General features: G+C 35.7%; 20 protein-coding genes and 6 pseudogenes. 17 read left to right on the top strand and 9 right to left on the bottom strand.

Going from position 1 to position 25421, the window contains the following annotated elements; translation table 11 throughout:
• The first annotated feature begins 30 nt into the window (after positions 1-30).
• Positions 31-486, top strand: coding sequence for a PaaI family thioesterase (locus J2S10_RS22445; RefSeq protein WP_307412553.1), 456 nt, complete (start codon positions 31-33; stop codon positions 484-486).
• Between the two features lie 268 nt (positions 487-754).
• Here J2S10_RS22445 and brnQ read toward each other — a convergent pair whose 3' ends face one another.
• The 3 genes from brnQ to J2S10_RS22430 all read right to left on the bottom strand — a co-directional run bounded on the left by brnQ (position 755) and on the right by J2S10_RS22430 (position 3504).
• The gene (gene brnQ / locus J2S10_RS22440) at positions 755-2125 is read right to left on the bottom strand and encodes a branched-chain amino acid transport system II carrier protein (RefSeq protein ID WP_307412550.1); all 1371 of its coding nucleotides are present in this window, start codon (positions 2123-2125) and stop codon (positions 755-757) included.
• Between the two features lie 142 nt (positions 2126-2267).
• Entirely contained in the window at positions 2268-3077 is an 810-nt protein-coding gene (locus J2S10_RS22435) for a TrmB family transcriptional regulator (RefSeq protein WP_307412549.1), read from the bottom strand.
• A gap of 142 nt (positions 3078-3219) precedes the next feature.
• Positions 3220-3504 carry a hypothetical protein gene (locus tag J2S10_RS22430; RefSeq protein ID WP_307412547.1) on the bottom strand — a complete coding sequence of 95 codons (285 nt, stop codon included), beginning with the start codon at positions 3502-3504 and terminating at the stop codon, positions 3220-3222.
• Positions 3505-4078: 574 nt separating this feature from the next.
• Here J2S10_RS22430 and J2S10_RS22425 point away from each other — a divergent pair.
• Positions 4079-4465: a DUF1259 domain-containing protein gene (locus J2S10_RS22425; protein WP_307412545.1), complete on the top strand. Its 387-nt coding sequence runs from the start codon at positions 4079-4081 to the stop codon at positions 4463-4465.
• Positions 4466-4547: 82 nt separating this feature from the next.
• Here J2S10_RS22425 and J2S10_RS22420 read toward each other — a convergent pair.
• A pseudogene (locus tag J2S10_RS22420) lies at positions 4548-4691 on the bottom strand (excalibur calcium-binding domain-containing protein); the annotation flags it as partial.
• A gap of 355 nt (positions 4692-5046) precedes the next feature.
• Here J2S10_RS22420 and J2S10_RS22415 point away from each other — a divergent pair.
• The 3 genes from J2S10_RS22415 (at position 5047) to J2S10_RS22410 (ending at position 7693) form a co-directional block, all read left to right on the top strand.
• Positions 5047-5355, top strand: a complete 309-nt coding sequence (locus J2S10_RS22415; RefSeq protein WP_307412543.1) for a hypothetical protein — start codon at positions 5047-5049, stop codon at positions 5353-5355.
• 687 nt (positions 5356-6042) lie between these two features.
• Positions 6043-6303 carry an isochorismatase family protein gene (locus J2S10_RS27530; RefSeq protein WP_370876269.1) on the top strand — a complete coding sequence of 87 codons (261 nt, stop codon included), beginning with the start codon at positions 6043-6045 and terminating at the stop codon, positions 6301-6303.
• 301 nt (positions 6304-6604) lie between these two features.
• Complete coding sequence (locus J2S10_RS22410) at positions 6605-7693, top strand: patatin-like phospholipase family protein (RefSeq protein WP_307412541.1); 1089 nt, start codon at positions 6605-6607, stop codon at positions 7691-7693.
• A 94-nt stretch (positions 7694-7787) separates the two neighbouring features.
• Here J2S10_RS22410 and J2S10_RS22405 read toward each other — a convergent pair.
• A pseudogene (locus tag J2S10_RS22405) lies at positions 7788-8020 on the bottom strand (winged helix-turn-helix transcriptional regulator).
• A gap of 404 nt (positions 8021-8424) precedes the next feature.
• A complete protein-coding gene (locus tag J2S10_RS22400; protein ID WP_307412538.1) occupies positions 8425-9342 on the bottom strand; it encodes a DUF1002 domain-containing protein in 918 nt (305 codons plus the stop codon).
• A 256-nt stretch (positions 9343-9598) separates the two neighbouring features.
• Between J2S10_RS22400 and J2S10_RS22395 the strand changes: the two are divergent.
• From J2S10_RS22395 to J2S10_RS22380, 4 pseudogenes are all read left to right on the top strand, one after another.
• A pseudogene (locus J2S10_RS22395) lies at positions 9599-9895 on the top strand (recombinase family protein); the annotation flags it as partial.
• 466 nt (positions 9896-10361) lie between these two features.
• Positions 10362-11102, top strand: a pseudogene (locus tag J2S10_RS22390) (aldo/keto reductase); the annotation flags it as partial.
• A gap of 37 nt (positions 11103-11139) precedes the next feature.
• Positions 11140-11628: pseudogene (locus J2S10_RS22385) on the top strand (aldo/keto reductase); the annotation flags it as partial.
• Positions 11609-11695 (top strand): annotated as a pseudogene (locus J2S10_RS22380) (oxidoreductase); the annotation flags it as partial. The pseudogenes J2S10_RS22385 and J2S10_RS22380, both read left to right, overlap by 20 nt.
• Before the next feature lie 158 nt (positions 11696-11853).
• Here the strand turns inward: J2S10_RS22380 and J2S10_RS22375 are convergent.
• On the bottom strand, positions 11854-12012 hold the full coding sequence (locus J2S10_RS22375) for a hypothetical protein (protein ID WP_307412536.1): 159 nt from the start codon (positions 12010-12012) through the stop codon (positions 11854-11856).
• Positions 12013-12478: 466 nt separating this feature from the next.
• Entirely contained in the window at positions 12479-13276 is a 798-nt protein-coding gene (locus tag J2S10_RS22370) for an HAD family hydrolase (RefSeq protein WP_307412535.1), read from the bottom strand.
• Positions 13277-14104: 828 nt separating this feature from the next.
• Between J2S10_RS22370 and J2S10_RS22365 the strand changes: the two genes are divergently transcribed.
• From J2S10_RS22365 to J2S10_RS22345, 5 genes are all read left to right on the top strand, one after another.
• Positions 14105-15139: an ABC transporter permease gene (locus tag J2S10_RS22365; RefSeq protein WP_307412533.1), complete on the top strand. Its 1035-nt coding sequence runs from the start codon at positions 14105-14107 to the stop codon at positions 15137-15139.
• A gap of 1 nt (position 15140) precedes the next feature.
• Positions 15141-15827 (top strand): ABC transporter ATP-binding protein, encoded by a 687-nt coding sequence (locus tag J2S10_RS22360; protein ID WP_307412531.1) that lies wholly within the window; start codon positions 15141-15143, stop codon positions 15825-15827.
• Positions 15828-16021: 194 nt separating this feature from the next.
• Positions 16022-16702, top strand: a complete 681-nt coding sequence (locus J2S10_RS22355; protein WP_307412529.1) for a response regulator transcription factor — start codon at positions 16022-16024, stop codon at positions 16700-16702.
• On the top strand, positions 16699-18078 hold the full coding sequence (locus tag J2S10_RS22350) for a sensor histidine kinase (protein ID WP_307412527.1): 1380 nt from the start codon (positions 16699-16701) through the stop codon (positions 18076-18078). The genes J2S10_RS22355 and J2S10_RS22350 overlap by 4 nt, the downstream gene beginning before the upstream one ends.
• 173 nt (positions 18079-18251) lie before the next feature.
• Entirely contained in the window at positions 18252-18962 is a 711-nt protein-coding gene (locus J2S10_RS22345; protein WP_307412526.1) for a class I SAM-dependent methyltransferase, read from the top strand.
• Positions 18963-19241: 279 nt separating this feature from the next.
• On the opposite strand, the gene J2S10_RS22340 is transcribed toward J2S10_RS22345, so the two are convergent.
• Positions 19242-20000 (bottom strand): hypothetical protein, encoded by a 759-nt coding sequence (locus J2S10_RS22340; protein ID WP_307412524.1) that lies wholly within the window; start codon positions 19998-20000, stop codon positions 19242-19244.
• Between the two features lie 654 nt (positions 20001-20654).
• Between J2S10_RS22340 and J2S10_RS22335 the strand changes: the two genes are divergently transcribed.
• The 3 genes from J2S10_RS22335 (at position 20655) to J2S10_RS22325 (ending at position 25369) form a co-directional block, all read left to right on the top strand.
• Complete coding sequence (locus tag J2S10_RS22335) at positions 20655-21680, top strand: LacI family DNA-binding transcriptional regulator (RefSeq protein ID WP_307412522.1); 1026 nt, start codon at positions 20655-20657, stop codon at positions 21678-21680.
• Positions 21681-21845: 165 nt separating this feature from the next.
• Positions 21846-23963: an amylo-alpha-1,6-glucosidase gene (locus J2S10_RS22330; RefSeq protein WP_307412520.1), complete on the top strand. Its 2118-nt coding sequence runs from the start codon at positions 21846-21848 to the stop codon at positions 23961-23963.
• 107 nt (positions 23964-24070) lie between these two features.
• The gene (locus tag J2S10_RS22325; RefSeq protein WP_307412517.1) at positions 24071-25369 is read left to right on the top strand and encodes an ABC transporter substrate-binding protein; all 1299 of its coding nucleotides are present in this window, start codon (positions 24071-24073) and stop codon (positions 25367-25369) included.
• Positions 25370-25421 lie beyond the last annotated feature (52 nt).

The following is a 25421-nucleotide window of genomic DNA, read 5'->3' as shown; positions in this document are numbered from 1 at the left end:
ATGTCCAATAAATTAAAGGGGTAGGTATTAGTGAAGAAGAAAATTGATGAGTTTCAAATTTATGAAAAACACTACGAACAAATTTATAAGCAAGTAAAAAACGATCCGTATGCTCAGTCGTTAGGCATTCAGTTAACAAAATTTGAGGCTGGTTTTGCAGAAGCAATGCTAGAAGTGCAAAGCCATATGGTAAATGCATATGGAACTGTTCACGGGGCAGTTATTTATGCTTTAGCAGATCATGCTTTTTCCGTAGCCTGTAATGCATATGGAAAAACATCATTAGGTCTCTCGACAACAATCCAGTTTATTGAATCAGCTAAACCCGGAGACAAGATAGTAGCCCGTGCAACAGAAATTAAACGAAACTATCGTACAGGATTCTATCGAATCGACATTTATCATAAGCAAAATCTGATAGCAACCATGGAGGCAGTGTCTTACCGTAAGGATCATTATTTTATTGAACTTGAAGAACTTGTTTAAGTGGTGCAAGAGTTATAGCTCAGAGTAGTCCTTATGGCATGTATTTTGTTTAAAAAAGGGGAGTTGAAGAAGGAACAATAAATAATTAGAATTAATTTCTAAGTGGAACTTTTAGACTACAGATATATATAGTTTATTTGAAAAAATGAAAAATCTCCAAATTCACTACTTAACTATTAGAGGAGGTACGTGAAATATAAAAATTAGTATTTATCGGAGTCGGTTCAATGGCGGAAGCAATTACGAAAAAAGAACTGTAGGGAAAACTCTACAGTTCTGGTTGGTGTTTTCTACTAATATTTCTCAAATCACCCTTTGGCCAAAAACAGCCGATGATTGCTCCAATTAAAGCGGGTAAAATCCAGCCAAGACCAATGCCGTAAAGTGGTAGGTAATCCATGTAGAACGCTTTAATGGAATCGAATAATGAGACAGTGGCATTTGGTAAATTAGCGACTAATGTGCTGTAGCCGTCGAAGAAACTTACAAAGAATGCTAGCAACATGGAGCCTACATAAACGCTATGTTTATTATTAAATAATGGCGAGCATAGGGTCAATAGAATAAGAACAATTGCTAGCGGATAAAGGAACATTAATACTGGCACTGCGAATTGAATGATATTGTTTAAGCCGAAGTTTGCGATTGTAAATGAAACGATACATAATATTCGTACAAACCATTTATAACTAATTTTAGGAAATATATTATGGAAAAATTCACTACATGATGTAATAAGACCAATGCTTGTTTTTAAACAAGCAAGTACAATAATAATTGCCAGCAGTATCGTGCCGAACGATCCAAAATAGTGCTGAGCAACTGCTGCAAAAATCTGACCACCATTATCAAATGATCCTATAACCAGTATGCTCGTTGCCCCCATATACGTAATAAGTCCGTATATCAGCATCATTAAAGCCATCGCGAAAATGCCAGATTTCCATGTTACTTTGGCTATATCATTTGTGTTAGTGATGCCTTGTCCCTTAATGGCATTAATGACAACAATACCAAATGCGAGTGATGCAAGGGCATCCATTGTATTATAGCCCTCTTTAAAACCTGTAATGAATGCAAGCTTAATATAGTCCCCTGAAGGTTCCCCGAAATGACCCATTGGCTTGACGATGGCAGTTACAATTAATATAAACAGAAAGACTAGAAATGCAGGTGTTAAATATTTTCCAATATAATCCATAACTCTTGCAGGATTTAGTGAGAAATAGTAAACAATGGCAAAGAATACGAAGCTAAAGAGTCCTAGCCATAAGCTAGCATGCACCGGATTTATGTACGGTTCAAAACCGACTACAAATGGTACTGTTGCTGTACGTGGAATGGCGAAAAATGGTCCAATTGTTAAGTAAAGAGCAATGGCAAAGACCACACTAAATAGCGGATGGACTCTACTTGCTAATTCACGAAGTCCGTTACTTCCGGAAAGACCAATCGCCAATATTCCTAAAAATGGCAGCCCGATGGCTGTTACTAAAAAGCCAGTTAATGCTGGCCAAAAGTTTGTTCCAGCAAGTTGTCCTAATTGGATAGGAAAAATCAAATTTCCCGCACCAAAATACATTCCGAAAAGCATTGTTCCGATGACTACATAGGTTGAAAACGATATTTTTTGTTGCATCTAAATTGCTCCTTCTAGTTGTAATAATCACGATTCAATGTCATTTTAAACTCTTCCTTTTTTTCCTCCTTTTCCTCCTTTTTTCTATTTCTAGGAGTTATTTTTCAAACTACTATAAAATAATGAAAGAAAATACGGCCCCTTATTCGAACCGTTTTCCTGTAACCACATAGTACAAATCTGGATCATTTTTCCAAAAGGATTGAACCTTATCTTCTCCTACTATTTTAGTTAGCTCTCCAAAAGCAATATCATGTCGAATATATTCAATGGCGACTAAAACGAGAGCGGGGTCTGTGGTCTTTACTGCCCAAGAAATTGTATTAGGGGCAAATTGAGCAATTAAAACTTCTTCATGATCCCGAACAACAATGGTTAAACGGCCACCCATCCGTTTTTCAGTGATTTCCGGTGCCATGTAATTGTGATGAAAGGTAACCCCAAGTTGCTTTTCTGGTTCTGAAAAAAGCATGGAAAAAACTTTGATTCCCTCTTGAACTCGTTTTTCGATTAAATCCTTGACTGAGGATGCCTGTGGGTTCCAAATGGACATCCAAACTTCTTCATTTGCTTTATTAATGATATCCACGATTTCAGCCATTACATGCTCGTCACTTTTCAAACGCCAAATGACATCGGTATCCCTTTCATTTTCTAATTTCTTTAAGCTAGTCTCAAGAAAATTAAAGGATTCATTAAAATTTTTACGTAATCGCTGGATTAACTCTTCTGCCGGAAGAGGAACGTATCTCACGGGTTCAGAAGGGACAGTATAAATGGCCCCTTTATCTAAAAGTTTCCCTAGAACTTCATAGATCATAGAACGTGGTACGCCAGACCGCTTACTGACCTCATACCCTGTCATAGGTGAATTTTTCAACAAATTTATATATGCCTTGCATTCATATTGAGAGAAACCTAATTTTTGTAATTCTTTGATAATCTCATCCATTTTGACTCCTTTGGAACTTCTTTTATTAGTAGTTAGTATAATACTCACTATATATTTTTGTTTATATCAAGTCAATTGTAGATTTAAGTATTTTTAGAATGTGGTAGGGGAGTTTTAGAATTACGCTAAATTCATGGTGAATTTAGTACACGCTCCAGGATTTTGTAGATTTATATGGAACTATTAAACTTTTTAGGAGGATAAGATTATGACAAACGGAATTAAAATTGTAACAATTGGGTTTTCGATAAATGACAGGTAAAGGAACATGAACTACGATATTCTGACTAGCCAATTTTTGTTCTGTTTTTAATTTTTCCCAATTCATTTGTTGATAAAAACCCTTATTGATTAAGCTAGTTTTATTTGTTGCTGATTTTCTCGAGACATCGATTCCATGATCACGATCATCCGAGTAAAAAGTCATTTTAGTACCTCCATTTATTGGTACTTTAATTTATGAAATATGTAAATATTAAATGTAAATTTGAAGCCGATTTTCATTTCTATATTTAAATATTTATATGAGGTTTGTCCTTAAGTGCTAGTTTCAATTACGAAATTTAGTTCCACAAGAATTTTGGCCACCCATAATCGATCATTCTCTTATTCTATATCGTAATAACTTATATCTAAATCCATATTTTGCAAGCATGTTTGGTGTTTCGTCTACATTTACTGATGTAATTATGGAAATTCCATACAGGTACTTATAATGGGAAGAAAATCACTGAAACTAATTACTGGCGAGCCGAGTGCATAGGAAACTTGCACGCTCGGTTCTGGGAGAGGTACTTGGAAAAGTGCTACCTTCGGTAGTAACTCGCTGGATGCCTACTCTACCGCATGTACGGTGCTAGCTGGGGAAAAGGGGGGGGTAACGCCAAACCCTTACCTATCTGTCATGAACATCGTAAATTATTATTACAAAATAGTTGCATGTCCGTTTCGGATCTATTCATTTATTCATATCCTAGTAATACTAGTGAGGAGATGAATAGATGGTGTCTAATGATGAATTAATTTGTCAAGAGTTTGCTAGAATTATCGGCGGACAGGAGGGATTTGCGGGAGGAAAATGCGTGGCAACCATAAATAGAAATGAAATACAAGTAATAATTTTAGAAAAACGTTTCAGAGTAACCTCTTCTTTCTCATTTGAATCAAGAAATAATCAGACAGGACGAGCATTGTGCCTAGGTAGGGTAGCACTCTTGCAAAAAGAAGTCGAGAATTTTGTTGCTTCCATTCTTAAACAAGGAATAATAGTTTCATCCATACACAATGAGTGGCTTTTTGATAATCCTAATTTGATTTACGTTAATATCGAAGCTGTTGATGATCCATTAGTTTTTGCAAGGAAAGTCAGAAGAGCGTTAAGGAACTAACGGGTGCTTGAGTTTAATAAATTTAAGATGACTCAGTATAAAAGGAAAAGCGACGAGAAAATAATCTCATCGCTTTTTTTTGTTATCTTTCACAAGCAAAGCCAGCTTTGTCCCGGTCCATTTTATCTTGATAGGCGGGGTGGCCTTTTGGAACACCGTTTGGATACTTCTTTCTAAGCTCCGTACAATTAGCAAAATACTCTGTGCCACTACCAGTCGTGGTACTAGGTATGCTAACAGTATTTGGAAGCAGTGTTAGTGGTAGCAGGTTTCTTTGAGTTGATTTTGAAATTCTTTTACAAGTGCGGTGATAAGGAACCTTTTTGTTCAGCTAACGAGGCAGTTGAAGAAAGAGATGATATTTTTTTCTCTTTTATGTCGCATTTGACCAAAATTGCGTAACAAAAGGAGTGTGGGGGAGTGAAGGATTTTTATAAAAAGGCATGGCATACGAACATACGTAACAATTATTACAATATAAAAACAAATCGAACAAATAAAAGGGAAATTAAGAACCTCTGAAGAAATAGTTCAAAATATGATATTTGACATTTAAAATTTATTTATCTAGGGGGGATACAATGAATATACTTAAGAAGGCAGTTTTATCTTTGGGGTTGGCAGGAGCGTTATTGGCTAATAGCCATCCAGCAGCTGCAGCAAATTCTTTACCCGTGAAAAATGTTGTTACGGTTCATAAGCCAATCAGTGGTACCTTTACCGGCTGGGCGGATTCACATTCCTTTGAAGCAAAAACACAGCAAGGCTATAAGGTATTCCAAACATATAATCATTGGTATTTTACCCATTTAAAAGAAGGTCACCACTACACCTTTTTCTATGTAACTAATCAATACGGTCAGGACATTATAAATAAAATCAATAAATAATGTTACACACATAATGAACTATACGAGAATAATGGGGCAATTAAAGAGGTGCTAGTCAACTAACAGATGCATTAATCTAAAAGATTAGTGCCTTTTTTATTGCACTAACGGAGTTGAATAAGAGAGATGAAAATTTTCCTCTCACATTCCTCATTTCTATAAAAATTTTTGGGAAAAAATAATTTACCCTCTTTTAGAAAAATTGTAAAAACTCACCTAAAAGACGGGTGAAGTGGTAAAGATGGAAGGATTCTTTTTATTCTTTTAGAATTCACCATTAATGTTATGAGTTCATTTAACCAAGCTATCATGTTTAGTTAACGTAAGCAGTTGAAGAAAAACTAGCATATTATGAACGTTATTACCAGTAAAGATGGTGTATCTTTGGAAAAATTAAAAAAGTGATTTCGAACTTCAAGTTAACGAAATAAAGTTCATTTTAATTGTGTTGGGGAAATGAAGATTGATTATATTTAAGATAAAGTTTAAAATCCCTAATAATGTAATGCCGTTAAAACAATAAGTGGGAGGTTTTTTGTTAAATAATATCGAATACTTTTAATATTTTAAGTGAAGAGGAGGAGTAAAAATGCAAAAGACTGCATTGTTGGTTATTCAAAATACCATGTTTGACAAATCTAATCCGATTTATGAAGGAGAACACTTCTTAGAAATCTTCAGGACTTAATTAATAAGGCACGTTCTGCTAACGTCCCTGTCTTTTTTGTTCAACATAATGATGAAGAATTCAAAAGCGGAACTCCTCAGTGGGAATTTCATTCTTCAATTGCTCCAAATGAGGGGGAAGTTGTAATCCAAAAATGTACGCTTATAATAGCTGGAATACTAACTGTAACACCCTATATTATTACCTCATTTGCACTCGCCTTTATGCTGAAACAATTTATATATGACTATAAGGCTATAAAATTACCATTTCAAAGGTGATAAAAAAAATTACACGTTTAGACACCTTCAAAACTACTCGGTCTATATCAACTTGGCAGCGTTCGGTTTTTATGGATGTCAAAAACAACAAGGCATTGTTAAATAAACATTCGTTAGATCCATCCCTTTAAACAGCGGCTCTTTGCTTTCCCCATAAGTTAGTATGATAATTTCTCCTTTCTAAAAGGAAGGAACCAACGAAAGTAAAGGGGAAGAAACAAAAACTTCACACTCAATCGAAATTATTCGTTATAAAATATTTCTATATAATTATCCAATTATTTTAAGGAGGAGAAAAAATATGAAAAAAAAGAAGATTCTCTTAGCCTTACAGGGCGGAGGGGCGCATGGAGCTTTTACATGGGGAGTTCTCGATCGATTGCTTGAAGAAGAAAACTTGGAAGTTGTGGCTGTATCAGGTACGAGTGCAGGGGCGGTTAACGCAACCGTATTGGCCTATGGATTGACGATTGGAAATAGGCAAACGGCGCGAGAGAAGCTCGACTTATTTTGGCGTAAAAATTCTGAATCGGGAATGTTTTCTCCTTTTCAACCGACATGGTTGGATAAAATGGTGAGTCCTGGTAATATGGATTTCAACCCACTCTATGAATCATGGGGAATCATCACTTCATTCCTCTCCCCTTATCAGCTCAATCCTTTCGATTTTAATCCGCTTAAGAATACACTGAATGAGACGATTGATTTTGATAAGGTCCGTAACAATCAGAAAATAAAGCTTTTCTTATCTGCTACTAATGTGAGGACCTCACAAGTTAAAGTGTTTGATACCCATGAAATTACAGTCGCCACCGTCTTAGCCTCAGCGTGCTTGCCGCAAATCTCTAAAGCTGTTGAAATCAATGGAGAGCATTACTGGGATGGAGGTTATGTAGGGAATCCTTCTCTTTTCCCACTGCTATGGGAGCATGATTGTAATGATTTAATGGTTATTCAAATTGCACCGACCAATTACCCCAAGCTGCCGACAAATGCTCATGACATTGTTGATCGTGCAACCAACATCGGTTTTAACGCTAGTTTAATGCGTGAAATACGCGTCATCAATTCGTTAAATAGACTTGTCGATCATGGATTTGATTACAATGGTCAATTAGAGAAAGTCAATATTCACTTTATTAATACAGGTGAAGGTTTGAACAATTTAGATGGTTCAAGCAAATTGAATGTTTCATGGGATTATCTCATTTACTTGCGTGACTTCGGCCGAAAAAATGCTGATTCATGGATCAAGGAAAATTACGATAAGATTGGCGTCAAGTCAACATTTGAGGTTGAAAAGTATTTTGGTTCGGACTCCCCTGAAGCCCTAGCTTTAAAATTTCCCAGCAGGAAAAAAGTCCGACCCTTTGATTGCTTTTTCCAATAAGTATTTTTCACAATATCCTACCGTTTTAAGGAAAAAAGCACTGAATTGGTGCTTTACCTATTCCACTGTTATATAGCTTAATGGTAAAGCTCATTTAAGGCTGTAAATGTGCTAACCCCCATTTATGCATTGACTCCAAAAGTGGCATTAATCCTTTTCCATATTCAGTAATTGAATAGTCAACCTTTGACGGAATTTGTGCATAGACCCTACGATTTATAATGTCGTGATATTCTAATTTCCTAGTTGTGTAGTAAGCATCTTTTTAGTTATTTCAGGAATTAAGCGTTGTAGTTCACTAAAACGTAAAGTTCCATATTGAAAAATATGAAAAAGAATAACAGGCTTTCTCCTTCCAACAAGAATATCAAGCTCAGTTTCAATGTTATCGCATGGAGCGGTGCATTAAAAACCTTGAGAAAATAGTCATAATTGAATTGTGATCCGAATGTCAGACGCTAAATTAGAGTATCTGATATTCTTTTTTAATCTAGTGAAATATGTTCATTTTCCAAAAAGCTCTCTACAATAAAAAGCTTGTGAACCTTAGCACTTAAAGTTAATTATAAATCTCTAACAGAAATACTTTAGCCTACCTAGGTGACGGAACAATCTTGGAATACTCAAAACCATTTATCGTGGTGATATTGCCCATTTTGTAATTGAAAGAAACTATTAAAAAACAGCAGGCAACTCATCGCCTGCTGTTTCCTCTAGCATTCAACTATCCGTTAAGAAAACAAACTTTTGATACTATCAATCAACTGTTTGAAGAAATCAGCTACTTTTTGGAGGAAGTTCTTGTCCCCAATGGTATTTTCAATTTGGTGCTTGATCTCCTGTGAAAGATTACCAAGCTGTGATTTGACATTATCAAAATTGATATTCAAGTGGCGCATTTTATCAAATAAGTCTATCAAGAGCTGGCGATCCTTTGGGCTTAAGCTGATATTTAGTGATTTTAACTTATCATCAATGATGTTGGCAATGTCTTCTTTTGTTGCCGGATTTTGAGCGGCAATCTCTTGTTTAATCTCTGTTAGCAGCTGAGTAACTTTACCAGAATCCAATCCTTCTTTTTTCGCTAAATTAGTCGCCAGGTTCAATTCTTCATTTGCTACTTCGGTGCGATCCTTATTTAGCGTTGTTCCAGTTCCAGCATCATATGCCTTATATATCCCAACAAGCGCGGAATGTCCGCTGACTTTTACTGGAGAAGCGACATTAACGACTGCATCCTTAACACCCGCAGTCAGCAATGCATTTGAATACATATCACTCGTTACTTCTGTAATATTTTCAGGTGTGACGATATTAATGACAATCCCTGTACCTGGATCCTTCTTCGTTATTTTAGCAGAAGAATACATATTGGAGTTCGGGTCCCCTTTAATGTAAGTAACGAGATCCTTTCCAGTTACGGTAATTTCCTTTACCTTGCTTGTATCTGTTACATCTAATAGCTTTCTGACTTCCTCTTTTTGTGCAGGAGATAAAGCTTCCCCATACACAACAACCGGCAGACCATACTTTTCATTAATACTATCATCATTCGCTCCGGCCATGGCGATACCGGAATTTCTTACGAATAATGCAATAAGTAGAACAGCAGCCATTGCGGCCCCTTTTAAAAAACGATTCCATTTCATTTGAAGACGCTCCTTTCAATATGACCTGGGTTTATCGTTAAAAACCCATCACAAGATAAAATTGGTACTACCTAATTTCATCTCTAAAAACAAGGAAATTCTTTTCCATAAGAAACCAACTCCTTGACCTTTTTTCTATTATACTAATCATTTTCGGACTACTCAAACATTTATAATTGGTAGCTTGAGAGAGCAACAAAAAGAAACACACTTTATTGTTCATTAACATTTACATACTTTTAAGAGCGTTTTTAGGAGTCTAGGTACTTCCATTGCCGATCTGGTTTTACAATTTCTTTCTTGGATGGCAGAAGACGAACGCAATCGAATTTGGAAACGGCAGCGTGGAGGTATTGATGTCGCATTTAAAAATGGAGTAGCTTTTGCAAGACCGAAATCAACCATTGCAGAAGAATTTTAACAAGTCTACAATCGATGGAAATTGGGAGAGATGACAGCTGTGAAGGCGATGGAGGAAATAGGGATTAAAAAGACAACTTTTTATAAGTTAGTTAAGGAGTACGAATTAAAACTGAAGAGTACCAATATATAATAGAAAGAACTCGTAAAAAATAACTTTTGCTCGCGTTGAGCAAAGGCTTCTCTCAAGAAAATGGGATTTCTATTTTGAAATTTAGATAAGATTGTGAAGGTTTGTACTTAAACTAACAGAGCAGATTAGTAATTGTAGGGATAACTGAATCGTATTTCACGAATGAAATATCTGTTCCACCTCAAGTCGTGGCAGAACAAGTGGGGATTTTGTTAGATAGGAATCTATAGTTGATTTGTGACTGAATTCACTTAACCTAATGGAGGCTAGAGTTAAGAAGGCATGATTTTCCAAGAAGATTTTACACTGTTTAATTTGTCGGCTTAAACCAATATTTTGGCGTACTACGCTAATTACAGAGCTTCTTTGATTAGGTAAAATAAAACTGTACAGGAACGCCAAGACTTAATATAGACTTCATGAAACGAAACCGTATAAAAGAAACTATTCGCGCGCTACTAAATTTGGAATAAAAATGGTGGATGGTAAGCAGGTGCTTGATAGCAAACCGGAGGTTATTAGAAAATCGGTGGAAGGTTCGCTCAAACGGCTTAAAATCGAAACGATTGACCTCTATTATCAGCATCGTGTTGACCCAAATGTGCCAATAGAAGAAGTGGCTGGAGTAATACAAGACCTAATCAAGGAAGGTAAGATCAGAGATTGGGGACTTTCTGAAGCAGGGGTGGAATCAATTCGTCGTGCACATGCGGTTCAGCCACTTACTGCGGTTGAAAGTGAATACTCAATGATGTGGAGAAGCCCTGAAAATGAACTGCTGCCTACTCTTAAAGAACTCGAAATTGGTTTTGTGCCATTTGCCCCACTGGGCAAGGGATTCCTTACTGGAACCATTGATAAGTATACAACATTTGGTAGCGACGACTTTCGCAGCAAGCAGCCTCGTTTCCAATCGGAGAATCTTGAGGCAAATCAGGTTTTAGTGGAATTGATAAAGAGGGTTGCTGCCGAGAAAAACGCAACACCGGCTCAAATCGCGCTTGCATGGGTACTTGCCCAGATGTCATGGATTGTTCCGATTCCCGGTACTCGTAAATTGGAGAGACTGGAAGAAAATATTGGCGCTGTAGACGTTGAACTGACTACTGAGGAACTCAGTGACTTGAACAACGCGCTCTCGAAAATCGAAGTTGTGGGAGATCGTTATCCGGCAGGTTCTGATTACGCAAAAAGAGTGAGCAAATAACATACACTTTATTTTCAAAAATTAGGAGGAGTTTTTTATGCAAAAAGTTATTTTGAACAATGGAGTTGAAATGCCGATACTCGGCTTTGGAGTTTTTCAAATCCGAGATGAAAATGAATGTGAACAAGCTGTTTCCGACGCGATTATGTCAGGCTATAGATTGATTGATACCGCTGCCTCTTATCTAAATGAAGAAGCGGTCGGAAGAGCGATCAAACGGAGCGGAGTGCCAAGAGAGGAACTGTTTATTACTACGAAATTGTGGGTTCAGGATACAGGCTATGAACGTACAAAGAAAGCATTTAAAAAATCTCTGGATAGACTGCAACTGGATTATTTGGATTTGTATTTAATTCATCAGCCATTTGGCGATGTGTATGGTTCTTGGCTTGCGATGGAGAAATTGTACCATGAGGGGAAAATTAGGGCAATCGGAGTGAGTAACTTCCAGAACGATCGTCTGATTGATTTGATTATTCATAATGAAGTAACTCCTACCGTAAACCGCCCGTGCCATTGCTTTTGCAATTGAACAACCTTCTGATGTAGCAATTAATGAGATGATTATTCGTCCTACAAGTCAAGAAAGGTAATGTTAAGTTGAAAGGGTAGGTAGTCAATCGCTTGAGGTGGTCTTTCAAACCAACCGTGCTTAATCATTAAATTTGCAGCATCTCCATCAAATCGAAATGAGAGATGTAAAGTGTTTAATTTTTAAGTCGAAAAATAAAAAACCACTCAGAGTGGTTTTTTAATCGCGCATTGCTCCTGCCTCTCGGGAAGTCATTGCCCCTTGTCCTTCGCTTACATCTTTTTGAATTTCTTGTTTTACTTTTTGTGCATCAGTTCCGGCAAATTCTGGTTTCATAATTGAACCAAAACTCTCTTTAGCTTGTTGATCCTGTTGCATACAAGTCCTCCTCAATTTATTGTTTAACAATCTTATTATTTACAAAAAAACACTAGATATATCCCGAGGATTTGAGCGAATTTCACTTATAGTAAAGGGGGCTTTCGTTGAAAAATCAGGTTGCTGCGGCAGACCCTTTTTCTTATTCGATTAACGAAGCAGGATAGCTGAATAAGGAATCCTATAATTTAAGGTATTAAGAAGTAAGAAAGGGAAGATTTAATGGGCGAAAAAAAGTCTTGATTTTTTTAGTTAAATATTTATGAACAGAGTACGTGATGAAGCTATTGACAACGGGGAAAGAATTATAGATGGAAAAATGAACGATGAAGAAAGTGTACAAATACATAAATCATTATCTGATATCTGATTATAAAATATTGATGATAAAAAATGACAGGTATGAATCTATGAAATAGATCACACCTGTCATTTTTTTATTACAAAAAGTTATTTTAAAATAACCCTAAATCACATCTGATTCATATGATTTATGAAGATAACGTTCTATAAACTCAGCTAATCCATCATTTTCGTGGTGTCCTGTAACAAAATCAGCAGCTGCTTTAACCTCTTCGCTAGCGTTCCCCATTGCCACACCAGTACCGACATGACGAAGCATTTCTATATCATTGGGTCCGTCTCCAATGGCTACGACTTCATTTGGACTAATTCGAAATGCGCGAAGTAAGCTTTTTATAGCAGACCATTTGGAAACATTAGGAGCAACCATTTCAAACCCGTCATTCCAATTGATGACTTCTGCTTCCTTTTTAAACAAAGCGGATAATTCATGACTTGGTGCACCTGTTCGAACACTATATTTAAGAACATCTTGATAATTTGCTTGTCTTAAATCTCCAATATACCGTGGCGGAATTTGCCCAACTTTTGTCCAATATTCGATTTCTTCATTTGTTTCCTTACAATAAAGCCCATTTGCTGTATGGATAATAACATTACAAGAATTTTCAGCGGTCAGATGGTGGAATCGTTCTTCGTTCAGTCGGACGGTTTTCATTTGCATAGCTCTTCCTGTCTCTGCATCGTGAATAGCGGCACCATTCAAACAGATCATAGGAGTTCGTAATCCAATTTCTTTATGGTAGGGAGCGGTTACTTCATAGTGTCGACCAGTAGCTAGAAAAACCTTGACTCCCTGATTAATGAGCCTATAAATGGCTTCCATATTTCGGAGGGAAATGTTGTTTGAGGCTTTTAGTAGTGTACCATCCATATCAATAAATATTGCACGCACATTCATTTATACTGCCTCCTCATCGTTGGTAAACCAATCATATCATCTGACTATTAAAGCCTTGTAAACTCAGTGTACAGAATAAATAAAGTTTATTGGGAAGCAAGGGACGGTTCTATGCAAAAGTGAGATTGTGAAGGAATGTACTTAAACTAAAGGGTGCAAGAGCTGAAGAATGCGGTCGCTGCGGCGATCCTTGTTCTTGTTATGCTAACGGGCAGTTTGCAGATTAATTGAACAAGGAATTCCTCATATTATTCCATCCTCTGTAGCGGAGATCTAGGATGCATTGATGGATAACGGGTTCTTTGAGCTGAAGAAAAAATTTTTGGTCTAAGAACAAAATATAATTAAAAAAACTCGCCAAAAACTGGACGAGTTTTTTGTGTTTTTATATACCAATTATTATTCCAATTAGGAATTTTCTATATAACGCCAAACTTGGTTCCGATCTGGAATGAAACTAGCTTTAAGTAGTCCATAGCGAAGAATCTTCCCTTCTAGGCTAGTAAATTGGAGGCTGGTGCAACAATCAGAATTAGGATTAATCTGCCATGAGTGCTTCCCGTTATGGAGCGACATTCTGTGGTGCACCGTGGTTGTTGGAGTCAGACTAACAGGGCAGGTTTGTTGAAGAAGAGGTTCTTTAATTTTGATATTTATCTTCTAAAAATAAGTCTTAGATTTTTCATATCCATAGGTAAATACCACTCAATATGAAATCGCAACTCAAAATCATTTCAAATTCATTTTAAATGTAATGTACTGTTCATCTTCCGTTCATAATCTGATTTTACACTAAGGATGTCAAAAAGAGATTGGAGGAAATGAAAGATGAACATTGCTTGGAAAGAAATAAAGAAAAATAAAGCAAGATTTTTTATTTTAGGGTCCATTGTTTTTCTCGTTAGTTTATTAACGTTTATAATATCAGGTTTGGCAAATGGATTGTCACAAGACAATGCTGCATTAATTAAAGATTTACCCAATGGACAATTTTATATGACTAAAGATGCTGATCAAAGCTATAACCTCTCAAGAATTGATAGCGGTGTCCAAGATAAAATTTTAAATAAACAAAAGGATGCTGTTGCATTTTCAATTCAAATGGGATTTTTGAATGATAGCGATGGTAAGCAACGTAGTGTTGCATTTGTTACATCGACCGATTCAAAGTTGTTTATAAATGTCAAAAAAGGAGAAATCGTATTAGATCGCTCTATGGAAGATAAGGGTATAAAAATTGGAGATACCTTAAGTAATAATCAATATAGTGGAAAGTTTACTGTAAAAGGTTTTGTGGATCAAAAAAAATTCAGCCATGCACCTGTTGCTTTTATCAGTATGGAGGACTACAAAGAAATTTACCGGGTAGATGAAATGCAACTGGTTTTCATACCGGGAGAAGATTTAACACAAGTAATCACTGGATTACAATCATTTTCGAAGAAAAAGTTCCTCAATACAATTCCGAGTTATAACGCAGAACAGATGTCCCTAAATATGATTGTTTGGTTTTTAGTTGTCATTAGTGGAATGTTATTTGCTATCTTTTTCTACATGATGAATGTTCAAAAAATTGGTTTATACGGTATTCTAAAAGCAATAGGAGTAAAAACAAGTACATTATTTAAAATGATGTGGACACAAATGGTTTTTATTACTGTTATTGCACTTGGTCTATCGGTTGCATTAAGTCGAGCTTTTAATATGATTGTACCTAAAGGAATGCCGTTTAGTTTAACCGCTGAAGCATCTTTGCAATTGTCGCTAGTATTTCTCATAATCGGATTTATAGGAGCTACACTTTCAGGAATACAAATAAAAAAAGTAGAACCATTACAAGCTATACAACAAGGAGAGGTTTAATATGACAATATTTACAATAGATGAAGTTAAAAAATCCTTTACAAATGGAGAATTGAAGGAAGAAATCCTAAAAGGAGTCAATCTTTCTCTTAGAGAAGGTGAGTTAACTGCATTAGTGGGAGCTTCTGGTTCTGGTAAAAGTACACTCCTAACAATAGCAGCAGGACTTCAACCAGCATCAGATGGGAAAGTAATATTCGAAGGGAAAAATATGACTACCATGAATTCAGAACAAGTTCGAAAAATACGGGCAAGTAAATTTGGTTTTGTCTTTCAATTTGCACATTTGGTTCCTTTTCTCACAGTAGAAGAGCAACTGATGCTAATGCTCGATGTATCAGAATCTAAAATAAGGAAACGTGAACAAAATAAAGAAATTGACAAAATACTAAAATTAGTTGAAATGGATCATCGAAAAAATGCCTATCCATCTTCATTATCTGGTGGGGAAAAGCAGCGGGTTGCAATTGCTCGTGCAATTATCCATAAACCAAAGGTTCTTTTCGCAGATGAACCAACTGCAAGTTTAGATTCAAAAAGGTCTAAAGATGTTATGTTGTTAATCCGAGATTTAACTAAAACGCTAAACATCACTACCTTAATGGTTACACATGACGAAGAAATGCTTTCATTTGCTGATCATATAATTAAAATGAGCGATGGACAAGTTTTGCCAAGTTTAACTTAAATCCTAAGCTAGAGTATATATTAATAAATAGCCCTGGATTTTTTTCAGGGCTATTTATTATATACTTTATAAGTAAGTAGGTGTTTTTTACGTATTGCATTAAAAGAACAAAGTTTAGAAAAGAACAAAGTGCATTAGGGAATAATTATTATAAAGTTAATCAAACATAATTGAATTTTTGGGAGAAAACATGTATGACAAATATTTTAATTGTTGATGACGATATTAATATACTAAAACTTGTTAATATTCACTTATCTGAACAAGGCTATAATGTGTTCCAAGCAAAAGACGGTATGGAAGCTTTGGGATTATTAAAAAAGGAAGCATGTGATTTGGCAATAGTGGATGTGATGATGCCATTCATGGATGGTTATGCCCTTACGAAAGAAATTCGAAAAGAATTTGATATTCCAGTTATCCTTTTAACTGCTAAAAACCAAATCGAGGATAAAGAGCTAGGATTTCAAGCCGGGACGGATGATTATCTCGTTAAGCCATTTGAACCAAAGGAATTAAGCTTTAGGATAAAAGCTTTGTTACGGCGATATGATCATCAAGAAGATGAATCAATTCTGCGCATTGGTAGTACAACTATAAATAAAAAGAGCTATGAAGTTCAGATTGGAAACCGAACCTTGCTTTTACCTTTAAAGGAATTTGAACTTTTATACTATCTAGTTTCTAATCCTAAGCAAGTGTTTTCCAGAGAACACCTAATTGAACATATTTGGGGGTTGGATTTTGAAGGGGATGTAAGAACAGTAGATGTTCATATAAAAAGACTAAGGGAACGTTTTTCAAAATTAACGGATGGTTTCCAAATAAAAACAGTACGCGGAGTTGGGTATCAATTGGAGGTCCAACGTAGATGAAAACTCTTTATGTGAAATTTATTGTAATAACCATAGGAATGATGTTTATAAGCTTTATCTTTGCTTTTTTAATCTCAAATACCTATTACCAACAAAAACTAAAGCCTTTTAATGACCAAAAAAACACAAAGGTCGCACTCAACATTGCTACTTTTTCTGCAGAGCATCCAAAGATTAATTTGACGGAGTATTTGGAAAGTATATCTGAAGTTGGATATCAAATATATTTGGTAGATAGCAATGGAAATGAATTTTTTTTTGGTGAACCCTTTAGAGATAAAAGTCTTTCCGGTTCAATTAAAGAGAATGTATTAAATGGTCAAATTTTCCATGGTATTCTTCGCTACCCACAGGAAACATTTGTCACAGGCTTTTTTGCAAATGAACTTAGAAACACGATTGGTGTTCCATTAAAACATAACGGAAGAAACTTTGCTCTTTTTGTTAGACCAGATATAAAATTCCTTTTCTACGAGATGCATATTTTATTTGGTTGGATACTTGTATTATCGATTATTTTAACCATAGTGATGGTAATTATTAATACAAAATATTTAGTAAAACCTATTTCCAACCTGACCAAAGCAACAAAATCACTGTCAAATGGAGATTTCAATGTCGAACTGGATATTACTCGTCATGATGAGTTAGGGGAACTTTCCCATAGTTTTTTACGAATGGCAAGAAAATTAGAACAAATGGATGACATGAGAAAGGAATTTATCTCGAATATTTCTCATGATATACAGTCACCTCTCTCTAATATAAAAGGATATACAAATCTATTGGAAAATGACTCAATAAACAAAGAAGAAAGAACCCAATATGTTTCAATCATTAACGGTGAAATTAGAAGGCTTTCTACATTAACAAAACAATTGTTACTTCTTGCCTCGCTAGATCGAAATGAGGATATTATGAAGAAAAGATTATTCAACGTTGGACAGCAATTGAAGGAATTGGTTCGAAATTACCAATGGGCAATAAGTGAAAAAGGGATAATGCTTAGCTACTCCTTACCAGATATAGAAATTATCGGTGACCCATCCTTACTAAATACTGTTTGGGATAACCTTTTATCAAATGCGATTAAATATAATAAACCGAATGGTAGTATAGAGATATTAATTGAAAAAAGAGAAGAATCGATCTTCGTAACTTTTGATGATACAGGAATAGGGATGAAAAATACGGAATTAGAAAGGATATTTGATCGCTTTTATCGGGCAGATATGGCACGTACAAGAACTGTTGAGGGAACAGGCTTGGGTCTATCGATTGTTGCCACTATTGTCAAGCTGCATGGGGGGCATATTACTGTAAATAGTAAAGAAAAAGTAGGGTCTACTTTTATTGTAGAATTACCAGTTAAATAAAATTTTTTTAGTGCCATACGCTATCTTTATGATTTATTCAAATAGGATGTATGGCATTTTGTTTGTAATCTTTTATTCATCCTGTAAATAATTTATTATTGATATTACAATAAGGATAGGTTAATTTTAGTACAATTAAATAGAGCATTTTTATTGTTAAGAAGGGGTAACCTATGAAAGAAAATATTTTTGACCTTGAAGATGATTTATTGGAAATGTTAGATTCATTATTGCGTGAGCCGACTCAGTACTGGGATAAATTTTATATCGACCGTGAAAAGAGTGTTTCCTTTTTTGTAAATTCTCCAGATGAGAATTTAGTTAATTACTTTGAAAAAAAACTGTTTAGTCCTGGTAATGTCCTAGAACTTGGATGTGGTCCTGGTCGGAATGCAATTTATTTGGCTGAAAAAGGTTGTATCGTTGATGCAGTAGATTTATCAGAAGAGTCTCTTAAATGGGCAACAGAGCGAGCAAAGGAAAAGAATGTAAATGTAAACTTCATTCAAAAAAATATCTTCGATTTAGATATTGAAGAAGGAAAATACGATGTTGTATATGATTCAGGTTGTTTTCATCATATTGCTCCCCACAGAAGAATGAGTTACATAAATTTAGTTAAAAAGGCTTTAAAACCAAATGGTCACTTTGCAATTACATGTTTTGTTCAAGGTGAAGAGTTAGGGGGGGCAGAAATATCAGATCAGGATGTTTATAGATTGCGGAGCGTAAATGGTGGGTTGGGTTTCACTGAGGTGAAATTAAGAACTATCTTTGAGGATTTTAAAGAAATTGAAATTAGAAAAATGAGGGAAATAAAACAACCGAATACCGTTTTCGGTGTATCAGCCTTAAGGACTGCTCTATTTTCAAAAATATATTAAGCACCTTCAGACTAATTCAACTACCATATAGGAGGGTCTTTTGACTATTTTTAAGGCATTTTATACACTGGATTATGTTTGGATGAAAGTAGATGTAATAAAGAAGACTACAAAAGTTGAAGGGGAACGACCAAACAAAGTTGCCATATTGTAGGAAAAAAACTTATCATTTAGATGTATCTATATTTTAATCAGTAAATGGATTTTTATTTCCAAATGATAAATTGAAAGGCGATATATTTAATATCGCCTTATTTTGGATACCATTTTATTGGGAATTTAATCAGTGTGTTTTTGACTTTCTTCTTTCTTATTGTTCATCAATAAAAAGGTGAGTGGCTGCTCAGAACCTGTCATGAGTTTATAGATATAAGAAGATGTTATTTTATAGCCATCGTCTATTTTTGTCGCTAAGTAATTGGTACGTTCAAATAGATTCGAGCGGATATGATTCAGTTGGCGAGATATTTTGTCTATTAACGCCTCTTGATTGTCCATCCGTAGCAACATGCCGTCTTGAAAATCCTCTTGTTTAGTCATTTTTTCAGTAACTTCTTTTTGTAATGCAAGCTGCTCATTCATTTGCAAAACGAGCTGATGGTGGGCTACTTCATTTTTCTCTAACCGCTCTGCAATTTCTTTATTGATGTCATTAAGACAATCGATTTTTTCAGTTATATCCTTTTTTAACAAGGCTTCATTTTCTAGAAAAGCCTGCAAATTGTAATTCTTTTCACTAATAGTCTGCATGAATTGAATAATCGTGTTTTCAACTTCTTTTTGCTGGAGGTTACTTGTTTTTAAATCATTTAGCTGATGGTCAACCTGATTCCAATGATTTATTTGTGTCTCTTCTTGTTGTATAGACCGCAAGCTTAGTTCAGCAAAGGATTTTCTTAGCATAGCATTAGATTTTTGTTGTTCGTTAATTAACTCTGTAAGGTAATCCTGCCGAGAAAACACCTGATTTGGTTCATGGATTTTTTCTGTATTTTTATAAACATCAGGATGATCAATATCGTTAATGAATATTCCCATACCTCTCTCTCCTTTTTTTATTGTTGTGATATTTTATGCCTTAACAACAAAAGAGGGGACATTAATAGGCTAGTACCCATTGATTTAGCACTTTGTTGCTGAACAAATTTGATTATTCGATACATCAAATAGCAAAAAAAAACCGCTTTGGTAAAATAATTACCAAGCGGTAAAGCTTCATTAGGCAAGTTGTGGGGTTTTCAACACGTACTTTTTTATGACTATTGTAACCCCATCATTAATAATAAATTCCATTAAACCAACCAGCTTTAGTGTATTTGAACCTTGAACCTGAACGGGATAAAAGCCTCGTTTTTATTTTTAGTTTAGAAACAAATGAAAATCTGAAAAGGATAATGCCAAAAAATTTAAAGTCACTGAACAATTATAAAATAACAAATGTAGATCACAACTGCGTCATCCACTTAAACGGCAGTAGAATAATGGAAGAGGGGATTGTTTTGGAACGTCATAATCACTGGGAATCTACCATTTTATTAATTGAAAAAGAGTATTAAATAGAAACAATAATTAATGTAGCTATAATAAATTAGTTTAAAAATTTTTGGAAAATTAAAACTTATTATTGACAGCGCTTTCAATAATAGATTATGATTTTGATAGAAAATCCAAAACGTTTTGGAGGAACACCAAATGTCCACGATAAAAGATATTGCAAAGAGTGTCGGTCTTTCTGTTACGACAGTCTCTAGGGCATTGAATGATCACTATGATGTCAGCGAAAAAACCAAACAGAAAATTAAACAAGCAGCAAAAGAATTAAATTATAGTCCTAATTCAATTGCCAGGAGCTTAGTTATGAAAAAAACGAGAACCATTGGACTCCTGGTTTCGGAACTATTTCGTGAGGGGGTAAAAGATAACTTTACATTTGAAGTACTTAGCGGAATTAACAAATGTGCTGGACAGCTGGATTATGATTTAGTGCTATTCAGCACAAACTCTGCCAAGCAAAAAGTAAAGACGTATACTCAGCTTTGCAAAGAGAGAAGAGTAGATGGCGTCATCATATCAGGTATAAAAACCAATGATCCCTATTTAAAAGAAATTGCTACAAGTGATATACCCTGCGTTCTAATAGACATACCTATTAAATCGGACACAGTTGGCTTTGTTACGACAGATAATGTATTAGGAGCAAAAGAAGCAGTTCGGCATTTGATTGGACTGGGACATACGTATATTGCCTTCATTAATGGGCATGAGTTTGCTCATGTAAGTAAAAAAAGATTAGAGGGCTATAATGAAGCCCTTGAGGAAGCTAATATCCCGATCCAAAAGGAATGGATTTTAGACGGATCATTCTCAGATGAAGTGGCTGAACAAAAAGCTGCTGTGCTACTTAAACATTACCCGGAAATTACCGCAGTATTCTGCGCAAGCGATCTAATGGCCCTTGGAGTGATACGAGCAGCTAATAAATTGAATATAAAAGTACCAGAAGATTTATCCATCGTTGGATATGATGACATTATACTGGCATCTTATGTAACTCCATCCCTTACCACTATTTCACAGGATAAATATCAAATGGGCTATCAAGCTGCAGAACTATTAATAAGTATGTTAGAGAACAACACAGACCCTCACCAAAGACTACTAAACACAAAGCTCATCATTAGAGAGTCCACAAAATTAAACACAAAAATAAAATCATAATTTTTTTTTATCAAAAACCGAAACGTTTTAACTTAGCAAGTGTATAAAATTACTTTGGTATAAATCCGAAACGTTTTAGCTTGCTTATGTTTTATGTAAAATCCCCTACCCAAGAATGGATTTTATCGTAAACGTTTCGGAAATGGAGCGTTTAGGAGGACAATTATGGACTATCGTGTAATCAAAGAGGATGATTTATTTTTCCTGACAGACAGTAGCGGGAATATTCCTGAAACCCATTCGTATGGACTTGGACTATACAGCAGGGATACCAGATTTTTAAGCAAACTGGATTTGAAAATAAATGATGAATCTCCCATTCTGCTATCTTCTGAAGCTTCGCAGAACTACATAGCTAAAATTCTTTTAACGAATCCGCACATAGAGAAGAATGGAGAACTTATTTTATGGAGAGAATCTGTTGAACTTGAAAGAACACGATTTATATCTGAACACATTCTCTATGAAACGATAAAAGTTAAAAACTATTCACCAAAACCACTTAATTTCGACATTAGTATCCATGTGGATGCTGATTTTGCAGACATGTTTATCGTCAGAGGTTTCCAATCAGGGAGGATCGGAAAAAGAACGGGGCAGGAAGTAACATCAGATTCTCTGACTTTTCATTACCTGGGTGAAGACAAGCTGTATAGAGCGACAAAGATTACTTGGGATAAAGAACCTAAGTATATCAGGAAATCAGGCGATGTAGGTTTCGATTTTTCATTGAAACATAATGAAGAACAAACCGTGACTCTCATGATACGACCGCAAATCGGGTCAGAGAACAAACCATCTGCCAATAATCCCGGTACTGCACTTAGTCAATTAAGAGCGTCCTATAAAGAATGGGAAGAGGGAATTACCAAAATCTCAACAGATTTACAGCCACTGCAGCGGCTCGTTGACCGTGGAATAGGTGATTTACGGGTTTTGCTGACAGATTTGGGGCATGGGAAGTTTCCAGTAGCTGGATTACCCTGGTTCGGAGTTCCTTTCGGCAGAGATAGTATTATTGCAGCCTTACAAATGCTTGCCTTTAATCCTGAAATTGCAAAAGGTACATTACAAACTCTGGCACACTATCAAGGCAAAAATAAGGATAGCTGGAGGGATGAAGAACCGGGAAAAATCATGCACGAAATCCGGTTTGGCGAATTAGCTAATACCGGCCAAATTCCTTTCACCCCTTATTACGGAACAATAGATGCTACACCTTTATTTCTAATTCTTCTTACTGAATATGTCAGGTGGACGGGAGACTTGGAGTTTTTTAAAGAATTGAAAGAAAATGTTGAAGCAGGTTTGAATTGGATCGACAAGTTTGGGGATCGGGACAACGACCTTTTTGTTGAATATCATCAGGAAGCAAGCAAAGGCCTGGGTAACCAGGGCTGGAAGGATTCCGGAGATTCAATTGTTCACCGCAGCGGTGATCTTGCAAAATCCCCTATAGCTTTAGTTGAAGTACAGGGATATGTTTACCAATCTAAAATAGGCATTGCTGAGATTTATGAAAGCATGGGGAAGAAAGAAGATGCCGAGAAGCTAAGGAATCAAGCAAGTCAATTAAAACAAAAATTTGTTAAAGATTTTTGGATGGAAGACGTATCCTTTCTTGCTATAGCACTTGATGAGAATAAAGATCAGGTAGGCACTCTAACCTCAAACCCTGGCCATGTTCTCTTGTCTGAAATATTAGAAAAAGACAAGGCGGATGAGGTTGTGAAAACGCTTATTTCTCCGAAGATGTTCTCTGGGTATGGAATTCGAACAATGGCGGAAGGGGAAAATGGTTATAATCCTATGAGCTATCATGATGGCAGTGTGTGGCCTCATGATAATAGCATGACGATCTTAGGGATGAGTAAACTCGGATATCAAGAAGAAGCAAATTTGGTGATGGAAGGGCTGATTGATGCTGCTGATCACTTTGAATATGACCGGCTTCCTGAACTGTTTTGTGGATACAGCAATTCGGGGGGTAAAGCTATTAAATACCCTGTCGCTTGTTCTCCACAGGCCTGGGCGGCTGGAACACCATTAATCTTTATTCAATCTATCTTAGGGGTTTTTCCAAATAGTTTGAAGAAAGAAATAGCTTTAAAGCCTAATCTATTAACAAAAATGAATACATTACGCGTTAGCCACCTTTCAATTGGTAATGGAGAACTTTCATTTGATGTAGAAAGAAAGTTTGATGGTTCTTTTGATGTAAAAATAAATACAAATACAACAGGGTACTCCATTACTATTCAAAATGGATGCCTAGTTCATTAAAACCATATTCAGCATAATCTATCGATCAATTTGATAAGTTCAAAAATTTTTAATGATTGTTTGTAGTTAACTACTTTCAATAAACTTATTAATTAGGGGGAAAGAGAATGAAAAAAGCTGGAAAAATGCTTTTAACTTTTTCGTTATCAGTGGGGCTTCTAATGACTGGCTGCAGTAAAGACACTAGCACAAATGTAAAAGGAAAAGGTGGAGAAACAGTTACACTGCGTATCGGTACATGGGAAGGTGGAGACGGTCAGGCCATGCAGCAAAAAATTGCTGATGCCTACATGGCTAAACATCCAAACGTAAAGATTCAAATTGAGTCGGTTCCGGATCAATATGGTACAAAGCTCCTTACACAGATTGCTGGAGGGGATGCTCCTGATATTTTCCAAATAGGGGATGGTGACATAAGAACCTTTATGGAAAAAGGAGCATTGGAAGATTTAAACACATATGCAGATGGCAAAAATGGAATTAAAAAAGAAGATTATTATCAAAACGTTTTGGATGTAGGCACAATCGATGGAAAGCTGTATACAATGCCAAAAGACTATAGTACTCTAGCTGTTTTCTATAATAAGAGTTTATTTGATAAAGCTGGCGTACCATATCCGAAAAAAGGATGGACATGGGACGATTTTTATGCGATATCAAAAAAATTAACTAAAACGGAAAATGGAAAAATTGTTCAATGGGGGGCAAAGCTTGGCGGAGCTGAGCAGCGTTTCCTGTTGCCGATTTTATATAGTTATGGCGGAAGCTTCATTAGTGACGATGGGAAGAAATTCGAAGGCTATTTAAATAGCGCGGGTTCTAAGGAAGCATTGAAGTTTTATCATGATATGTATTTTAAAGATAAAATCACTCCTTCGAATGCTGATTCAGAAGCATTCAAGGGTGTAGATTTATTTGGCGCGCAAAAGGTAGCAATGAATGTAATGGGTCGCTGGCCAGTAACAGATTATAAAGCCAATCCAGATCTTAAATTCGGTACTGTAGAACTGCCTCAAGGTCCCCAAAAGGATGTAAACACGATTTTTTACGCCGGATACGGCCTATATTCTAAATCTAAAAATAAAGATGCAGCATGGGATTATTTAAAGTATTTAACAGGACCGGAGGGAGAAAAAGTCTTCGCTGATCATGCCTTTACCGCTGTAAAATCTGTGGCAGAAGAAAAAGGACAAACGACAGACCCTATCTTAAAACCGTTTATAGATGGAATTTCAAAAATACAAATATTCCCTGAAAGAATCAGCCCATATTATACAACAACAGGAAGCAAAGAAGTAGCTAGCCTAATGGAACAATTCATGCTTGGCAAACAAATCAATATTGATGAGGAATTAGATAAAGCAGCTAAGAATTCGGATGAGCTGTTAAGCAAAGAACAAAAATAAACAGACTTATAAATTACTTAGTAAGGTGAGTCAAGTGACTCACCTTACTAAG

It is taken from the genome of Neobacillus ginsengisoli (assembly GCF_030813055.1).
This window is presented reverse-complemented; position numbering and strand designations above follow the sequence as displayed.